This window comes from Sporosarcina sp. FSL W8-0480, from assembly GCF_037963765.1.
GTDB lineage: Bacteria > Bacillota > Bacilli > Bacillales_A > Planococcaceae > Sporosarcina.
In genome coordinates this window covers 1,689,449-1,705,488 of the sequence record NZ_CP150166.1, presented here as the reverse complement: position 1 = coordinate 1,705,488, position 16,040 = coordinate 1,689,449, and the positions used below count along the sequence as shown (strand labels likewise).

Genomic DNA, 16,040 nt, shown 5'->3' with positions numbered 1-16,040 from the left:
CCTATAACTTCGACCTTTCATAATTAGTACGTAGCAAACAAAGGAAAGTTCCCTCCTATTCTGATTCCATTCTTAATCTTTCAGCATATTTATTTACGACTTGGGTAAACGCATCCACTTGTTTCAGTTTGAACGAAGATTCATATCCGATGAGCCATGTATCCCTTGTCAACTCAAATTCTTCCTCACTATTCAATAGCGGAATCCTATTGACTTCCTCATCCCCGGTTAACGTGATAGCTGGTAATATCGCATAACCGATGCCATTAAGTGCAAGTTGTTTACACGTCTCAATTTGGTCGACGGTAATTTGTCTCCAAGGATTTTGTGTGAAATGACGCTGCCACCAGCGTTGGATTTCCATATAATAATTGGAATCGCTTTTAAACTGGATGAATGGTCTGTTTGTATTCGTCAGCTCGTCAATTGAAGTGATTTCTTGATCGACAAGATACAAGCGATCCCTGAACAAATATTCTTTTTTACTTTTCCAATCAACTTGGCCACGCACAATTCCTATATGCGCTTCCCCGTCATAAAGAGCTCTTACAATTTCCGAACTCCAACCGGTCATCAATGAGATTTTCGCATCCGGATACGTATTGACAAATTCTTTTAGAACTTGCGGCAGCCAAGTTTGACCAACAATTGAAGCGCAGGCAATTTTCAAAGTTCCATGCACTTTATTCGCCAATGAGGCAATCATTTCTGCAGTTTCTTCTTTTTTAAGAATGGTTTCCTTTGCATAAGCAATAACAAGTTCACCGGCTGGAGTAGGTTCCAATCCTTTTTGCGAGCGGATAAAAAGCAATGTCCCCCATTCCTTCTCGATTGTCTGGAGCCGTTGGGAAAGCGCAGGTTGTGAAAGAAATAACCTTTCTGCAGCCTTTCGCATATTTCCCTCTTCAGCCAGTGTTTTAATAATTTCGAGTTCAGTTGTCGTCATATTGAACCACCCCCCGCGGAATACGTAAAATCAGTAACAGGCTTATTACTGCAAACAAGAGAACTGCGATATAAACCCATTGCAATGAGCCATCAAGAGCATGCTGTAATTCTTCCATTTTCACAAGAGGTAAAGTCGACCTTGACTCCTCCGTCAAAAGAAGATTGATGTCATTCACTTCATAGTCAAGTTCTTTCTTTTTGAAAATCGCAAGTAAAGATCCGTTCAGAACCGCTCCGAAAACAGCGGCCCCTACAGTGTTCCCAAAATTTCGCATGAACATATTGGCAGCAGTTGCAGAACCTCTTTGTTCTCGGCTAACTGCTCCCTGAATCGTTACGATGAAGGCCGTACTTGTAAGACCCATTCCTACACCAATGAAAAAGCTTGAAATTGCAGCCCATAAGGGTCCCGATCCACCAGTCATTAATACGAATAACGTACCACCAAGGATTAATGATAGTCCACCTGCGAATGAAACCTTAAAAGTCCCAAATTTAATGAGAAGATGCCCCGCCACAGAAGAGGCGATTGGCCATCCAATCGACATGGCTGTCAATGTAAATCCAGCAATGATAGCCGGCTGTTCCATTACACCTGTCACGAAGGTCGGTAAATAAGAGGAAACCCCAATTATAATGCCACCTGTCGTTAATGAAACAAGATTTGCATAAAGAATGACGGGGTTTTTCCAAATCGCAAATGGCATCATTGGATCAGCGGCCTTTCGCTCTGTCATGATGAAAAATGTAAACAAGCCAACCCCGAAAACAACTAAGGAAAGACTTAATAAGGAGGTCCTATCAAAGGCCTGCCCTCCTTCAACAAGCCAAAATAGAATGATTGATAACGAAGTAGCTAAAAGTGCTGCCCCTTTAAAATCAATGGCAACCTTCCGTTCAATGACAGGTTCATGAAGAAAGAAAAACACACCTGCCATCGCCAAAATCCCAAGTGGCACATTCACCCAAAAAACATATTTCCAGTCCATGTATTGGACGATCAAACCTCCAATGACAGGACCTGAAACTGCAGAAACACCCCAGACACTTGATAGGTATCCTTGGATTTTCGCCCTTTCCTTAGTAGTATAGATATCCCCTACAATCGTAGTTGCAATTGGCATAACCGCGCCTGCTCCTAACCCTTGGATCAATCTATAAATGATTAACTGTTCCATCGTAAGTGCAAAACCGCAAAGAACCGACCCAATCAGGAAAATGGATATTCCAATAAATAATATTGGTTTACGACCGAACAAGTCTGCCAACTTTCCATATATCAGAACAGTGACAGTACTCATCAACAAATAGGATGAAAATATCCAACTATATCTCGAAAAACCACCAAGTTCTGCTGCAATTGCAGGCATTGCCGTTGAAACGATAGTCGCTTCTACAGCACCAACGAACATGGCAAGCATGACCGAAATCAGAACAAGCGGTCTATTTGTCTTTTTATGTATATTCATATGCATTCCCCTTCTCAAATCGATACAAATAACAAAAGGCCCCAATTGGAGCCTTCCTTTTCAATGGCGAACCATTGAGCGTACTAATTCTTGTAAATGTATTTCTTAAACTCTTTCAGCATGACTCTTCTCGTCAGTATACCCGCAAAAGTACCGTCCTCTTCAGTTACGCAAAGAAAAGTATGATTTATTAGCAGGTCCAAGCCCTTTTGGAACTTGTCAGTAGTTTTTATGTTCGGTATATCCGTTTGCATGATTTGGTCCACCTTCAAGTCTGCAAGTTTCTCATATTCGATCCGTTCCAATCCCAGTATGGAATCTGTTATCATTCCAATTCCAAGGAGTCCTTTTAGGTGATTTTTCGCATCGATTACCGGTATTGCAGAATAACCAGTTTTAGTAAGGACGAGAAGGGCGTGTTCCGCATTATTTCCGATTTGAACATGTGCCACTTTTTCGGCAGGAATTATATAATCGGCAATCGGTACGAAAAGAAAATCCCTGTTATTTAGAGAAATCATTAAAATATCGCTCCTTCTGTTCACAAGCTGCAAAACAATTCTACAACACTATCATACCATAATAGCTTTGAACATCCCATCGAATTCAAAAGAAAGAAACCTCTTCCTATATGGAAGAGGCCCAGTAAAAGAAAATTACAAATAGAATAAATAACGCTGCTACTCCAATCACCCAAATGATCGGGTTCAGTGACATCGGATGATCTTCAATCGCATCTGAGACACCACTATCCGTTTCATTCAAAACAACGGTATCCCAGCTTCTCACAGCCTTCCACCCAATAGCTCCAATGATAATAAACACAATCGCTATCGGAATAATCCATATCGCCATATTGATTCCAATTCTCCCTTCCACTACTTTGTAGAAGTTAGAATGTACCTAATGATGAAAACAATACAGGAAAAACGGAACAATCTTAACTCAAAACCACAAATACGCATAAACCTTCGAAACACGCATATTTCTTACCAAATACGCATAATCCTATTCAAACAAGCATAAATCCAGATAATCGCTCATAAAACCCTCAAAAAACGCATAAAAACTTTTAAATACTCATAAATGCTAAAGCGCAGCCTCGCCTTTCGATTTTAAAAAGGATACTGGTTCAACCATTGACCGCCATCCAATGTAACGATTTCGCCGTTCATATATGCAGCTTTGTCAGACATGATGAATGCCGCTAATTCAGCAATTTCTTCAGGCTTCCCAACTCTCCCAAGAGGAACGGAATTAATTGTGCGTTGAACTGCTTTTTCCGATTGAAAGAGACGTTCTGCACCACCGGTTCGCTCGATTGGACCTGGTGCAATTCCATTTACTCTAAATCCATAGCTTCTTCCCCATTCAACTGCAAGTGTCCGTGTCAATGACATGACTCCAGCCTTTGCTGCGGCCGAATGGACAATCCCTGGACCAGCGTCCCATGCGTAGGTTGCGAGCATATTAAGAATGGAACCTTTCTGTCCATTTTTAATCCAATAATTTCCGACTGCACTTGTACAATAGAATGTTCCATTAAGAACAATATCAATGACAGCGTTCCATCCATTAATAGAAAGTTCTTCTGCTTTAACGATGAAGTTTCCGGCAGCATTGTTCACAAGGCCATCGATTTTACCGAATTTCCCGTCTGCAAATTCGACTAAACCTTGTACATTTTCAATATTGCGCACATCCATTTGATAGATATGTGCTCTTTCCCCAATTTCCTTTTTTGCAGCTTCCAATCGTTCAAGGTCACGCCCGGTGATAATCACATCCGCACCTTCATCAGCAAATTTCTTTGCCATGTGCTTCCCCATACCGTTCGATCCACCAGTTACAATAAAAACCTTCTCTTTAAACATAAACAATCCCCCTTTGAAATGAATGAGCATTCATTCAAAATTATAGCATAACTTTCCAATGTTGCCGAGGGTTATCTGATAAACGTTGATTTCCATTTCAGGCGGACGCTTTCCGCGGGGCGTCCGCCTAAAACGTAAAGCAACATTTTAATAGCCAGCCATTTCTTACATTTTTTTCAAACCCAAGAAAAATACTTCTCGACTATTTGTGAAGCGGGTATAGCCTTGCTGAATAAAAACCCCTGTGCTTTATGGCAATCAGCCTCTGTCAGGATTTTAGCCTGCAAATCCTTCTCAACCCCTTCAGCAATCACTTGCATGCCGAGATTATGCGCAAGACTTATAATCGTCTTAGCAATCGCAGCATTTTTTTCATCTACTTCAATATCCTTAATAAACGAACGGTCTATCTTTATGATATCAATCGGATACAATTTCAAATAACTAAGCGATGAATAGCCTGTACCAAAATCATCAATTGAAATCGTTACCCCAATCTCCTTCAACCTTTGCAAAGTAGAGAGCGTATCCTTAATATTCATAAGCGCGGTTTCCGTTATTTCCACTTCGAATGAGGACGCGTGAATCCCATACTTATCAATCATATCTTTCGCCTTATTCGCAAATTCACCCGTGCTGAATTGTTTCGGCGAGATGTTTACAGCTATCCTTACCTTTCGGAATTGCTTATCCTGCCATTCTTTCAGTTGTTTACACACACCCTCCAGCACCCAATCACCTATTGTGTGAATGAGTCCGGAATCTTCTGCCATTGGTATGAATAGCGAAGGTGAGACGAAACCGAATTTACGATTATTCCATCTTAGCAATGCTTCGAAGCTGTCGATTTGTCCAGTTTTTAAATTCACTTGCGGTTGGTAGTGAATTTCAAGTTCATTGAACTCTATCGCTCTACGGAGATGGGATTCCATTATTGCGGCATCTGTAAATGATGTGTTCATCTCTTCTTTATAAAACCTGTAATGTGCTCTACCACGTTCTTTGACGAAAAATACAGCCTGTTCCGCCTTTTTCAAAAGTTCTTCAAGTACTACTCCATCGTCAGGGTAAACAGAAATGCCAATAGAGGAAGATATGAAATATTCTTGATGGTTGAAATAGAACGGCTTAGTAAAATCGCTTAAAATTCTTTTAGCAAGGTCTTCTGTCTTTTCGATTGAATGACCCCGTAAAAGGATGATGTATTCATCTCCACCGTTCCGATACAGCTTTCCTGCCTTCGGACATGCCATTTTAATCCGTTCAGCAATCATTCTAAGGATTTCATCGGCTCCCGTTCTTCCAATCGAATCGTTAATGGTCTTAAATCGGTCCAAATCCAAGTGGATGAACGATAACTTCTCATCACTACGGTAAGCATATTCCGCATCTTCCTCGAAATGTTCTTTCAAGGCCCTTCTGTTCCACAAGCCCGTTAATTGATCATGATAAGAAAGGAATAATAGCTTTTCGTTATTTTTAAAGTGGGCAGAAGTATCCCTTAGTATAATATGGATTTCCTGTATTTCCCCTTGTATTGAAACGGGGATCGTTTTCAAGTAAGCAGACAGGTACTGTCCTTTTTTATGAAAAAAAGTAATCCCTTCCATTTCAATTGACTCACCTGAGAATGCACGAGACAGGAAGGCTCTAAACTCATCGACCTTTTCGTCACCTATCAAGTCCAATATAGATCTGCCTGTCAGCTCTTTTGTGCGATACCCAAAAGCATGATGGACTGCACTATTTGCATATGTAATCCTGTTTTTCCGATTAACTGTAATAATCGGATCCAGATTATGATCAATGACTGACATATATTTTTGCTCGTATAGCCACCTAACTTTTTGTTCCGCTTTCAATTCATCCTGAGCACTTAATTCGATAAATATAGTTTGTCCGGATTCTCTCGTTTCTTGTCGAAATAGTCTAAGCTCAAATAGCTTATCTTTATCTTCACTTTTGATGGTTAGAAACACTTGTATGTACGGGTGAATCTTTAATGCTTTTAGATGTTTTTTAATCGATTTCCAAACAGCTCCAAAATAAACTGAAGCAAGGGCCCCTTCTTCCTCCTTGAAAAAGTGGCTTGCTTTATGATTAGCGAGGATAACCTTCCATTCGTGATTATTGTTCAAACCTATTTGAACTGTCATGTCGAATGGATGATTGTAAAAGTATGTATCGGTTGCTGGTATAAGTTGAGCGTCAACTTCCAATGTTTTATTATTCATGGCTGCCTCCATGCATGTCTTGAATGTAAGATAGGTTTATGCTTTCATGCAGAAATCTATTCGACGTTATTTTACAAGTATACCTTTTTATTCGACAAAAAAATAGTAGTTTCCTAAAATTTCAGTACTTTTTGCCTAATCATTTTGTAAATGTTTCGAGAATATTTATGATAAAATAGAAAGAGAAGACGGATTTTTAAAATACACTGGAGGAATCTATGGAAACTGAGAGCAAGAGACGTCAAATCGCAATTGCAATTTACACTGTGAACCGGCATGCAAAAACAGCACCAAATAATCGTGTATTATACGAATTGAAAAACAGATCGATTCGTAAATTGCTTCGTTTGGGACATGCAGAAAAAATCGGCTTACACTTTATCGAAAATCCCCAATTAAGCAAGCAAAGCTCTACCGTATTAGTTAAATGCGGTGACTTCCTCTTTCATACCTTACCTGAGAAAGAAGACTTCAAATCTCTTCCCCATTTAGGCAACCAAGACGAAGCATTTCGGAACCCCCAAGAACGGATGAATTTGAAAACCGCGAAAGAAATATTGTCGGATTTTATCGATGAACAAATTCCACCGATAAAAGTCGGAAAGAAAAGATTAGTTGCACCTAAACGACCAGCTAAACGATTAAAACCGAGAGTAAGTAATACTCAAACATTCCGATCATCCTATTTGGATGGAAAATAAAAAGGAGGGTTCCCCCCTCCTTTCAGACTGTAGACAAACACCATGAATTTGGGTGTTTGCCTACAGTCTTTTTCTTTTAAAATAGAGATAAAGCTAACAGTGTTGATTTCCGCTGCGAGCGGACGCTTTCCGCGGGCACGGCTTCAGCCGCTTCCCTTGCTGCGCTCAGTCCAGGGTCTTCAGCTCGCGCTGTTCCCGCAGGAGTCGCCGCTCTCCGCTCCAATCAACGGTGTTGCCTATTAAATGAATGAGGTGATGGATATGATGACTAAGAATCAAATTAATGAACGTGAACAGTTGGAGATGCTAACCATTGAGCAGTTGGTTCCTCACGACCATCTTGTGCGAAAACTGGATGCGGCCCTTGATTTTTCCTTCATCTATACAAAAACCCAGCCATCGCCAACTTCCTTTTAGAGAATCAGATCCATCCTGCACTTCCGTACAAACGACCAATGACGAAGGAAGGATACCGCCAGTATGCATCGACGCCTTCTATTTGTGCTGTGTGTCCAGTGATTGGCCAATGCACGCAAAGTAAGAATCAGCAAAAGATGATTCAACGGCATATCTGGCAGGACTATTTGGATGTGGCTGATGACTTGCGACACGACCATGAAATCAAGGAAATATACGGAAAGCGCAAAGAGACGATTGAGCGTGTCTTTGCTGATGCAAAAGAAAAGCATGGCATGCGATGGACAACCCTCCGGGGACTAAAAAAATGTCCATGCAGGCGATGCTGACTTTTGCTGCCATAAATTTGAAGAAGCTGGTCAGTTGGACGTGGAAAGCTCCGACTGTGGAGGCTGAAATGATGCCCCTGTCTTAAAGGATCTCCAGTTGATTGGAGTGCAGGGCGGCGACTCCTGGGGGATCAGCGCAGCGTGAAGACCCCGCAGGAGCGAAGCGACGAGGAGGCTGAGGGCAAGCCCCCCGGAAAGCGTCCGCCCGGAACGGAAATCAACGTTATTTCAGCCTACTAATAGTAAAATGTAAAAAAGGGTTGAAAATCTATGATTTCCAACCCTTTTGTCTACAATCTGAAAGGAGGGTTCCCCCTCCTTTTTTTTACTTGCTCATATAACGTTTGTATAAAACTTGCGTCCCTTTCTCACCGTATCCTTCCACAACAAGCTCATCATACATATTTCTTGCCATCTCAAGACCCGGGAGCGAAATCCCCATGAGTTCGGCTTCAGTTAACGCTATATTCATGTCCTTAAGGAAATGTTTAACGAAGAATCCTGGCTCAAAATCACCTTTTATAATACGAGGTGCTAAATTGGAAAGAGACCATGATCCCGCAGCACCAGATGAGATGGATTGCAGAATCGTATCTGCATCCAATCCAGCTTCCTTTCCATATGCAAGCGCTTCGCAGACCCCTATCATATTCGTAGCTATTGCAATTTGATTGCACATTTTTGTATGTTGACCAGCACCAGCAGCACCTTGGTAAACAATTTGTTTACCGAAAACCTCAAAAATTGATAGCAGTCTTCTATATGTCTGTTCATCACCCCCACACATAATCGATAAAGTACCGTTTTGGGCACCAACATCTCCTCCTGAGACCGGAGCATCTATTGAATGGAGCCCCCTCTTTTCAGCATCTGCCGCAATCCTTTTAGCTAATTCCGGACTGGATGTTGTCATATCAACTAAAATTGCTCTTTTTTGCGCATTCTCTAAAATTCCATTTTCCGAGTAATACACTTCTTCAACGTCTGCCGGATAGCCAACCATCGTAAAGATGAGGTCAGCATCCTTCACTGCTTGTCCGACAGTGTCAGCCCATTTTGCCCCCAAGGTAATAACCGACTCTGCCCTTTCCTTTGTACGCGTAAAAATTGTCACATCATATTCAGCATTTATTAAATGTTTAACAATACTACTTCCCATAACTCCGGTTCCAATAAAAGCGATTTTCTCTTTCCCCATATATAACTCCTCCAATTTTTAGTCTCTATCCATTATAAGCAAAAATCATAAAAAAAGGAGGACAGATCCTGTAAAGGGTCCGTCCTCAAAAGGGGGAAATGAGAATGTTGCTGTGTTCAATTATAATGTCCCCCGTTTTAAAACAACTTAAACCTCTTTTATAAAAAATCTTTTTTTAATTTGCTCAAGTCCATCGATAAAATTATTTTGCTCACTTTCAGTAGGGACATGCGAACCATATCTGACCTCATTGTAAATAGATAAGATCTGCTCATTCTGTCCCCAGCCCATGCGTGAAAACCACTCTTTCACTGTCTCGCCATGCAACCTATTGAATTTATAATCCTGAGCCTCTTTCTCAAATCGCTCAAAAGATTTCCGTACCTCATCCCTTGCGGAAGAATAATCATATAAAAAGATTTGCTGTTTCGTTTCTTTCTCTCTTTTTCCTTTGAACGAAAATGTGTAAGCTTCCTGTTTTTCAGCAAAGCGATTGTTTTTTCTTTTAATGATGATGATTATTACGATGGTTATTAAAATAACCAAAGCAACAGCCAATGTCGTGTATTCAAAGATAGAGGAAGTTTTGCCAAAGATTTTATATGGATCATCTAATGGAGTCCAGTCATCCCAACTACCTTCAACTTCTTCCACATCTTCCTCTATGATTACTTTAGGTTCCATTATAGGATTCAACGCTCTCCCAAAAATCCCAAACACGCCACCGAAAAGAAAACTGGAAATCTCGATGAATAGTGTTCGGACAGGCTTCAGGGCAAATAAAACAACTAAAAACACTGAAGTCCCAATCCCCATAATAACGCCGAAAATCCTTCCAGCTTCTCTCACTTTGAAGTTACCCAACTGCCTACTGTTCACTGTGATCGAAAACATCCGTATAAAATAGAACAGGAACGATGTACACAGATAGATGATCAGCATTTGCCGCATAATTAACTGTGGATTTTCGAAAACATAAAACACCCTAGAAAGAAAAGAGAAAAAGATCAAAGCGGCTGAATTCGCAGCGAAAAATGGCCAACCATTAATTCGAGAGCCATTGAAGTTTGCTTGAATCCTCCAAAGCACAAATACGAAAAACACCAAAAGTATCATCATTGGAGTCCCAGTCAGCCATAACAGCACCATCAAGCATACCGCGAGTGCAAGACTAAGACCGAAAGAATAACTACGTTTAGTAAACAAGACATAAGAGATGATCCCGCCAACTGTTGCGATAAGCAGCCAAATGTATGGCATGATGGAAAATGGATTCGCAAGTAGGAAGGCGAATAGATACGCTAAAAGAAATAGTTCAACGACTAAGCGCTCGGAATGGATGAATCTGTTCCGGTCTTTTTCAAAACTGGATTGTTCCATTCTTCTCCACTCCCTTCACTTGCGGTATCCATAATGACCGTGTATTGTTTCGACCACTTTTGCGCGACCGCCCTTACCTTTTCATTTTCATGCGTAATCAAAACGATCGTTTGCGGTAGTTGCCCGGCACTTTCCATATTTAACAACATATCTTCATAGCGTATTTTCGCATTCTTATCGGATATCTTCGCAAGCATGACCATCGTTTTCTGAAACTGAACTTTTCCTGATCCACTTTGCAATTGTAAATATGGTGTTGCCCCGAATGTCCGTAAATTCATGGAAACCGAATAAGGTATATTGTTTTTCGTACAATAATCTGCGTAAGAAACAAGTCGCTCCACCTTTTTTTCGAAGTCATTATATCCTCTGTCCTTCTCAATTGCATTGAGAATCAATGCGACACTTTGAGCACTGACAGGAAGAAATTCCTTTGTTTGCAGTTTTTGCATTTTCGCACTTGCAGTCCAATGAATTTGATCGAAACGATCTGAAGGAACGTAATCACGTGTTCCAATCATCTGCAATGTGTCAGTGAAAAGCGATTGCTTTTGCTCGACCTCTCCCGGTTTGTATGGCGATGAGCGCAGTTCTCCTTCAAGAGATTTTACACGTGGATAAACTAAGCTTTGATAAGAAAGTAGATCTTCCAATTCCATATTGACAGAACCATCGCCAAATAGATGTGGAACTTCCAACATCAATCTTGTAACTCTCGACATCCCTCGTTTTTTTCCTTCAAGTGGAATCCTGATTTCAATCTTTTTATTGGCTCCAATGGCAAAGGGTACAGATAGATCGTAAATGCCGCTATAATGCTTTCTATTATCATTGTTTGGGGCAACGGGATCTTCAATTGAAAGTGTGAGCGTCCCATTCCAAATTGGAACAATGCCATTTTCAAACTCTAAGATTAATTCTTCTTCGCCCCCAGTAAGAATGCGTTTCTGTTTTGACTGGATAGTGACTTTCAGTTCCTTGCCGACCTTGGAGAAGTAAGAGTTTTGAAATGCCAACATTCCAAAAACCGCCGCGAAACTTGCAGCCAACCAGGGCTGTAAAAAAATGAACGCCCAGATAAACAATATGAAAGTAAAGGCCATCCCTTGATGTATTGTCTTAAATCCATGTTCATAACGTATCCAGTTCATTAGACTGTAGCCTCTAATGGAGTTGGAATGGAAACGATTATTTCCTGAAGCACTTCATCTATACTCTTAGTCAATACCCCTTCCGTCGATAGCTCCATACGATGCAGTGCAACAGGGGGAACAATTGCCTTTACGTCATCTGGTGTAGCAAAATCCCTACCCTCAAGATAGGCCTTAGTACGCGTGGCTTGGAGTATTGCGAGAGCCGCACGAGAGCTTAAACCAAGATCCAAGAATGGATGCTCCCTTGTCGCGCGGACAATTTTCAATATATATTTCTCAATATCTTCATGAACGCTTACTTTACGAGCTTCTTCCGCCCATTTCAACACAGTTTCCGCGTCAATTATTGTTTTTGTTTTAATATCGCCAGGCTTTTGACCGTACTGCTTTAAAATTTCATGTTCTTCTTCAAATGTCGGATAATCGATGTTCAATTTAAAAAGAAACCTGTCTAATTGAGCAGCTGGTAGAGGGAATGTCCCTTGCTGCGACTCAATTGGATTTTGTGTCGCAATGACCATGAACGGTCTCGGTAAGGATAGCGTTTCTCCGTCTATCGTTACTTGCTTCTCTTCCATCGCCTCAAGCAAGCTGGACTGCGTCCGCGGAGTAGCTCGGTTTATTTCATCTGCCAATAGAATATTTGAAGAGACCGGACCAGCCTTCAGTATGAAATCCTGTGATTTAGGATTGAAATAACGAATACCAGTTACATCTGACGGCAAGACGTCTGGCGTGAATTGTACACGCTTAAATTCACCTTTGAATGCGTTCGCAAAACTTTTGGCCATCATCGTTTTTCCTGACCCAGGCACACTTTCAAGCAAAACATGTCCATCTTGTAATAATGCTATCAACATCAGATCAAATTCTTTCTCTCTACCAATGACAGCTTGGTTTAACTCATTTCTAAAGTCTTTAATTGTTACCAACTAAACCACCCTTTCCCATTTCCCTATTTATTTTAAATAAAAATCTTCTTTTTCAAGGGAATTGTATTGGTTGATTAGACAATCAAGCTCTTCACTTATTTTTAAGGTATCAATCGATGATAATCCTTTTTGCCTAGCCATCACGATTAATTCCGTGCGCTTTGACTCAACTTGCTCCTCTAATATCTGCTTCAAGCGCAATCCCCCCGACTATAGAAGATATAACTAAATTATTATTATACATGATTTTGAAGATAAAGGTAATTCTATTTCCGATATCTTCGATAAATAAAATAATTCTATTTTAGTAGGAAAGACTTTACGTTATAGTTTTTTTATTGCACACTATAAGGTGAAACTTCTTGCATTGCAGATTTTCCAGTGCATGTTAGTTGAAGTAATCAATTAAAGGAGCTGTTTCGCTATGAAAATTGCGGAAGTTGGAAATATTATAGAATTCAAAGATGGGTTGCAAGGAATCGTTGAGAAAGTGAATGAGAACTCAGTGATTGTTGACTTGACATATATGGAGAACTTCAATGAATTAGAACTAGAAGAAAAGACTGTCATCAACCACCAACGCTATACAATCATCCATGGAAGCGATAAATGAAACATTTTTTCTCTACAACCGTCTATTATAGGAAATGAGGAGGGATAATGGTGAATGTAAAATGGAAACTTCTATGTACTGGATTTGCAACAGCGGTTCTACTTTCCGCATGTACAAATAGTGGGACAAAACCGAGTGAAGACACCAATCCAAACAACTCAGAACAAGTTTCCGAGGAAACAGGTTCTGATCAGGGAAGCATCACTGATAAGGATATGGCTGAAGGCACTTTGACAGATAGTGATGCACAACCTTTCTCAATGTATGTTTTGCCCGGCTATAAGCTAACAAGTGAAGAGCCAGGACGGGATAGCTTATATTCAGAAGAAAACCCTTCTGCCTTCATGCGTATTGAAACACAGATCGCTGAGGAAGGGACTTTTGAATATTTATTAGACAATATGCAGGAAGTTTTAACTGCCTCAAGCAATGGCGAAGAACCTGAAGAAGTTCAAGATATTTTTACAAATTTAGACGATAAAGAAATAAAAAATGTTAAAGTTTTTAAAGTGGATACCGAAACGGGTCCTGTAACTGGTGTTCTATTCGAAAAAGCTGATATGGTCATCCGACTAACTCTCTTTGATACACCTGAAGAGGAATATTATAAAGACTTCCTGAATATGGGAAAAACGATTCAATAATTAATTACTGCCCTGATCTCGACGAAAAAATCCGAACAGAATCTTTCTGTTCGGATTTTTCATGATAAGTTTTTGATGGATAAACCTAACTTTTTTAGAAGTTCAATTGCAGTCTCTTGCTCTTCCTTAGTTAGGGCAGACATCAATTTTTCAATGTTTTTTTCATGGGGTGGGAATATTCTTTCGATCAATTCTTTACCAGCTGGTGTAATGGACATATAAGTAACCCTTTTATCCTCTTGGCAAAAAACCCTTTCCAGTAACCCCTTCTTTTCAAGCTTATCCACGACATATGTCATTGAACCACTTCTAAGCAATATCTTTTGACCGATCTTTTGTATAGGCTGCCTGCCTTTATGAAATAAAAGCTCCAACACTGCAAATTCAGTAGGATTCAATTCATATGATTCGATTATTTTATTCGCTTCTTCCGATACTACCTTACTGGCCCTCGAAAGAACTATAAATAGCTTCAATGCAGTTTCAGTATCATTTCCCATTTAACGCATCCACCTTTTGTATTCCTGTCAAAGACTTGTAACTATTATAGCCAATTTATTTGGTGGGTGTCAAAACGAATAGGTTATAATACAATAGATTGTGTTTTTTTCAATGGAATCGTTTTACTGTCGCTTAATAATGGAAAACTTAATATGAATTGTGTACCAATATCCACTTTGCTTTCCACTTTGATTGTGCCACCATGATCTTCCACTGTTTTAAGGACAAAAGGAAGACCTAAACCAGTCCCGCCTGGTTTTGAACTGAAAAACGGCATGAAAACTTGACTCACTTGATGATCAGTCATTCCTTTACCTGTATCCGAAACAACGAGGTTTAGTTTTCCATTGTCTTCGGCTAAGAGGGTGGAAAGTGTTCCACCTTCTTTCATGGCCTCTAAGGCATTCTTGAACAAATTTAATAGCACTTGTTTAATCTTATCTGGGTCGCCGTATATTAAGGGAACATTGTTCAATTCGATTTTCTTGATGACTTCAATACCTTCCATATTCGCTTTTGGTTTTATAACTGCAACCATATCAGCAATTAACAAATCTAATGAGAAAGCTATTTTCTTTTTTAAGGATGGTTTCGATAGGACAAGCATTTCACCTAAAATTGACTCCATTCTTTCAATCTCATCCTCTATAACAGAAATATATCTGACTGAATCATCCGATGCAGATGCCTTTAATAACTGTGTAAACCCTTTCAAAGTCGTAATTGGGTTTCTAAGTTCATGAGCAATGCTTGCTGCTATCTGGCCAACAGCAGAAAGTGAGCCTGAATGTGCTAATTGAACTTGTAAGTTCTCTTTTTCAGTTGTATCAGACATATGAATGATAAACATATTTGTATCCTTGTCATAATACGAAACAATATGATAAAATCGTGTATCCTCCATCGATTTTTGATACTTTATTATCGTCGTGACACACCCCTGTTCTTCGGCGTGTTCAAGGTAATCGGGAAGTTGCTTATCATTTTCCGGGTCAATCAATGAAAATACTTTAGAAATATGTTTACCAAGCAATTCTTCCCTTGTTTTGTTTATAAAAATTGTATGCATTTCATTAACATCCCGGATGATACCTTTTTGGTCAACTAAAAGCATAAACGAACTCGATTTTTTGAAAGCATTCAAGTATGTTTTAAGTATTGGTATCTTTTGCGGTTCAAGGATATCAAACAATATAATGATTTTATTTATATCAGGCAGATAAAATAACTGTACGTCAATCTTATATTTTTCATTAAATAGGACATTCATCTGTATTATTTCCATTAGAATTTGGTCTGAGTTAGCAGCCCGTTCCGTAAAACTCGTCCAATCATGTATCGATGAGGAGTCGATGACTTCATTGATATTTTGTCGAGTTTTAGTTGCGAATTGCACTTTAAATTGCTCATTTTCGAAATAAATATCTCCATTTAATTGCACGATTACACCAGGACGAAAACTATCATCCAATAAAAATGACACACTTTTTCCTATTTTATCAAGACTGTTCAATGTGATACCTCCCGCGCCTTTTACCAATACAGTATGAGAAACGACAAGATTTCATTCGTACATAGTTTTTTAAAGAGGACCTTATGTCAGATTATTCCATACTGTCAATATAAATTATATAGTATATATAGAC

17 protein-coding genes and 1 pseudogene are annotated in these 16,040 nt (G+C 39.7%); 5 read left to right on the top strand and 13 right to left on the bottom strand.

The features are described 5' to 3' along the window. Positions 1 to 55: 55 nt before the first annotated feature. From NSQ43_RS08925 to NSQ43_RS08900, 6 genes are all read right to left on the bottom strand, one after another. The gene (locus tag NSQ43_RS08925) at positions 56 to 946 is read right to left on the bottom strand and encodes a LysR family transcriptional regulator (RefSeq protein ID WP_339249415.1); all 891 of its coding nucleotides are present in this window, start codon (positions 944 to 946) and stop codon (positions 56 to 58) included. After that, on the bottom strand, positions 933 to 2,417 hold the full coding sequence (locus tag NSQ43_RS08920) for an MDR family MFS transporter (RefSeq protein ID WP_339249413.1): 1,485 nt from the start codon (positions 2,415 to 2,417) through the stop codon (positions 933 to 935). The genes NSQ43_RS08925 and NSQ43_RS08920 overlap by 14 nt, the downstream gene beginning before the upstream one ends. An 83-nt stretch (positions 2,418 to 2,500) precedes the next feature. Beyond that, complete coding sequence (gene cbpB, locus NSQ43_RS08915) at positions 2,501 to 2,938, bottom strand: cyclic-di-AMP-binding protein CbpB (RefSeq protein WP_339249411.1); 438 nt, start codon at positions 2,936 to 2,938, stop codon at positions 2,501 to 2,503. Positions 2,939 to 3,044: 106 nt separating this feature from the next. Continuing rightward, on the bottom strand, positions 3,045 to 3,272 hold the full coding sequence (locus NSQ43_RS08910) for a hypothetical protein (RefSeq protein ID WP_339249409.1): 228 nt from the start codon (positions 3,270 to 3,272) through the stop codon (positions 3,045 to 3,047). Between the two features lie 260 nt (positions 3,273 to 3,532). After that, the gene (gene fadH, locus NSQ43_RS08905) at positions 3,533 to 4,291 is read right to left on the bottom strand and encodes a 2,4-dienoyl-CoA reductase (protein ID WP_339249407.1); all 759 of its coding nucleotides are present in this window, start codon (positions 4,289 to 4,291) and stop codon (positions 3,533 to 3,535) included. A gap of 176 nt (positions 4,292 to 4,467) precedes the next feature. Beyond that, positions 4,468 to 6,525: an EAL domain-containing protein gene (locus NSQ43_RS08900; RefSeq protein WP_339249406.1), complete on the bottom strand. Its 2,058-nt coding sequence runs from the start codon at positions 6,523 to 6,525 to the stop codon at positions 4,468 to 4,470. A 218-nt stretch (positions 6,526 to 6,743) separates the two neighbouring features. Here NSQ43_RS08900 and NSQ43_RS08895 point away from each other — a divergent pair, with 218 nt between their 5' ends. The 3 genes and pseudogenes from NSQ43_RS08895 to NSQ43_RS08885 all read left to right on the top strand — a co-directional run. Further along, complete coding sequence (locus NSQ43_RS08895; protein ID WP_339249403.1) at positions 6,744 to 7,226, top strand: YkyB family protein; 483 nt, start codon at positions 6,744 to 6,746, stop codon at positions 7,224 to 7,226. A gap of 264 nt (positions 7,227 to 7,490) precedes the next feature. Continuing rightward, on the top strand, positions 7,491 to 7,643 hold the full coding sequence (locus NSQ43_RS08890; RefSeq protein WP_339249401.1) for a hypothetical protein: 153 nt from the start codon (positions 7,491 to 7,493) through the stop codon (positions 7,641 to 7,643). Beyond that, positions 7,610 to 8,058: pseudogene (locus NSQ43_RS08885) on the top strand (transposase); the annotation flags it as partial. The gene NSQ43_RS08890 and the pseudogene NSQ43_RS08885, both read left to right, overlap by 34 nt. A 239-nt stretch (positions 8,059 to 8,297) precedes the next feature. Here the strand turns inward: NSQ43_RS08885 and NSQ43_RS08880 are convergent. From NSQ43_RS08880 to NSQ43_RS08860, 5 genes are all read right to left on the bottom strand, one after another. Beyond that, positions 8,298 to 9,170 carry an NAD(P)-dependent oxidoreductase gene (locus NSQ43_RS08880; RefSeq protein ID WP_339249400.1) on the bottom strand — a complete coding sequence of 291 codons (873 nt, stop codon included), beginning with the start codon at positions 9,168 to 9,170 and terminating at the stop codon, positions 8,298 to 8,300. A gap of 147 nt (positions 9,171 to 9,317) precedes the next feature. Then, positions 9,318 to 10,550, bottom strand: coding sequence for a hypothetical protein (locus NSQ43_RS08875; protein ID WP_339249398.1), 1,233 nt, complete (start codon positions 10,548 to 10,550; stop codon positions 9,318 to 9,320). Then, positions 10,493 to 11,701, bottom strand: coding sequence for a DUF58 domain-containing protein (locus NSQ43_RS08870; protein WP_339249396.1), 1,209 nt, complete (start codon positions 11,699 to 11,701; stop codon positions 10,493 to 10,495). The genes NSQ43_RS08875 and NSQ43_RS08870 overlap by 58 nt, the downstream gene beginning before the upstream one ends. Then, positions 11,701 to 12,636 (bottom strand): MoxR family ATPase, encoded by a 936-nt coding sequence (locus NSQ43_RS08865; RefSeq protein ID WP_339249394.1) that lies wholly within the window; start codon positions 12,634 to 12,636, stop codon positions 11,701 to 11,703. Before NSQ43_RS08865 ends, NSQ43_RS08870 begins: the two co-directional genes overlap by 1 nt. Positions 12,637 to 12,663: 27 nt before the next feature. After that, positions 12,664 to 12,831: an aspartyl-phosphate phosphatase Spo0E family protein gene (locus tag NSQ43_RS08860; RefSeq protein ID WP_339249391.1), complete on the bottom strand. Its 168-nt coding sequence runs from the start codon at positions 12,829 to 12,831 to the stop codon at positions 12,664 to 12,666. Positions 12,832 to 13,060: 229 nt separating this feature from the next. On the opposite strand from NSQ43_RS08860, the gene NSQ43_RS08855 reads away from it, so the two are divergent. Together NSQ43_RS08855 and NSQ43_RS08850 are read left to right on the top strand one after the other, a co-directional pair. Next, positions 13,061 to 13,249, top strand: coding sequence for a DUF2187 family protein (locus NSQ43_RS08855; protein ID WP_339249388.1), 189 nt, complete (start codon positions 13,061 to 13,063; stop codon positions 13,247 to 13,249). Between the two features lie 50 nt (positions 13,250 to 13,299). Beyond that, positions 13,300 to 13,893 carry a hypothetical protein gene (locus NSQ43_RS08850; RefSeq protein WP_339249387.1) on the top strand — a complete coding sequence of 198 codons (594 nt, stop codon included), beginning with the start codon at positions 13,300 to 13,302 and terminating at the stop codon, positions 13,891 to 13,893. A gap of 59 nt (positions 13,894 to 13,952) precedes the next feature. On the opposite strand, the gene NSQ43_RS08845 is transcribed toward NSQ43_RS08850, so the two are convergent. Both NSQ43_RS08845 and NSQ43_RS08840 read right to left on the bottom strand, forming a co-directional pair. Then, positions 13,953 to 14,393 (bottom strand): MarR family transcriptional regulator, encoded by a 441-nt coding sequence (locus NSQ43_RS08845; protein WP_339249385.1) that lies wholly within the window; start codon positions 14,391 to 14,393, stop codon positions 13,953 to 13,955. Positions 14,394 to 14,476: 83 nt separating this feature from the next. Then, on the bottom strand, positions 14,477 to 15,907 hold the full coding sequence (locus tag NSQ43_RS08840) for an ATP-binding protein (RefSeq protein WP_339249383.1): 1,431 nt from the start codon (positions 15,905 to 15,907) through the stop codon (positions 14,477 to 14,479). Between the last annotated feature and the right edge of the window lie 133 nt (positions 15,908 to 16,040).

Excerpts from the sequence above, each read along its gene's own strand:
- NSQ43_RS08920 (WP_339249413.1), bottom strand. The coding sequence starts at position 2,417 with ATGAATATACATAAAAAGACAAATAGACCGCTTGTTCTGATTTCGGTC.
- NSQ43_RS08895 (WP_339249403.1), top strand. The coding sequence starts at position 6,744 with ATGGAAACTGAGAGCAAGAGACGTCAAATCGCAATTGCAATTTACACT.
- cbpB (WP_339249411.1), bottom strand. The coding sequence starts at position 2,938 with ATGATTTCTCTAAATAACAGGGATTTTCTTTTCGTACCGATTGCCGAT.
- NSQ43_RS08910 (WP_339249409.1), bottom strand. The coding sequence starts at position 3,272 with ATGGCGATATGGATTATTCCGATAGCGATTGTGTTTATTATCATTGGA.
- NSQ43_RS08925 (WP_339249415.1), bottom strand. The coding sequence starts at position 946 with ATGACGACAACTGAACTCGAAATTATTAAAACACTGGCTGAAGAGGGA.
- fadH (WP_339249407.1), bottom strand. The coding sequence starts at position 4,291 with ATGTTTAAAGAGAAGGTTTTTATTGTAACTGGTGGATCGAACGGTATG.
- NSQ43_RS08890 (WP_339249401.1), top strand. The coding sequence starts at position 7,491 with ATGACTAAGAATCAAATTAATGAACGTGAACAGTTGGAGATGCTAACC.
- NSQ43_RS08875 (WP_339249398.1), bottom strand. The coding sequence starts at position 10,550 with ATGGAACAATCCAGTTTTGAAAAAGACCGGAACAGATTCATCCATTCC.
- NSQ43_RS08900 (WP_339249406.1), bottom strand. The coding sequence starts at position 6,525 with ATGAATAATAAAACATTGGAAGTTGACGCTCAACTTATACCAGCAACC.
- NSQ43_RS08880 (WP_339249400.1), bottom strand. The coding sequence starts at position 9,170 with ATGGGGAAAGAGAAAATCGCTTTTATTGGAACCGGAGTTATGGGAAGT.
- NSQ43_RS08855 (WP_339249388.1), top strand. The coding sequence starts at position 13,061 with ATGAAAATTGCGGAAGTTGGAAATATTATAGAATTCAAAGATGGGTTG.
- NSQ43_RS08870 (WP_339249396.1), bottom strand. The coding sequence starts at position 11,701 with ATGAACTGGATACGTTATGAACATGGATTTAAGACAATACATCAAGGG.
- NSQ43_RS08845 (WP_339249385.1), bottom strand. The coding sequence starts at position 14,393 with ATGGGAAATGATACTGAAACTGCATTGAAGCTATTTATAGTTCTTTCG.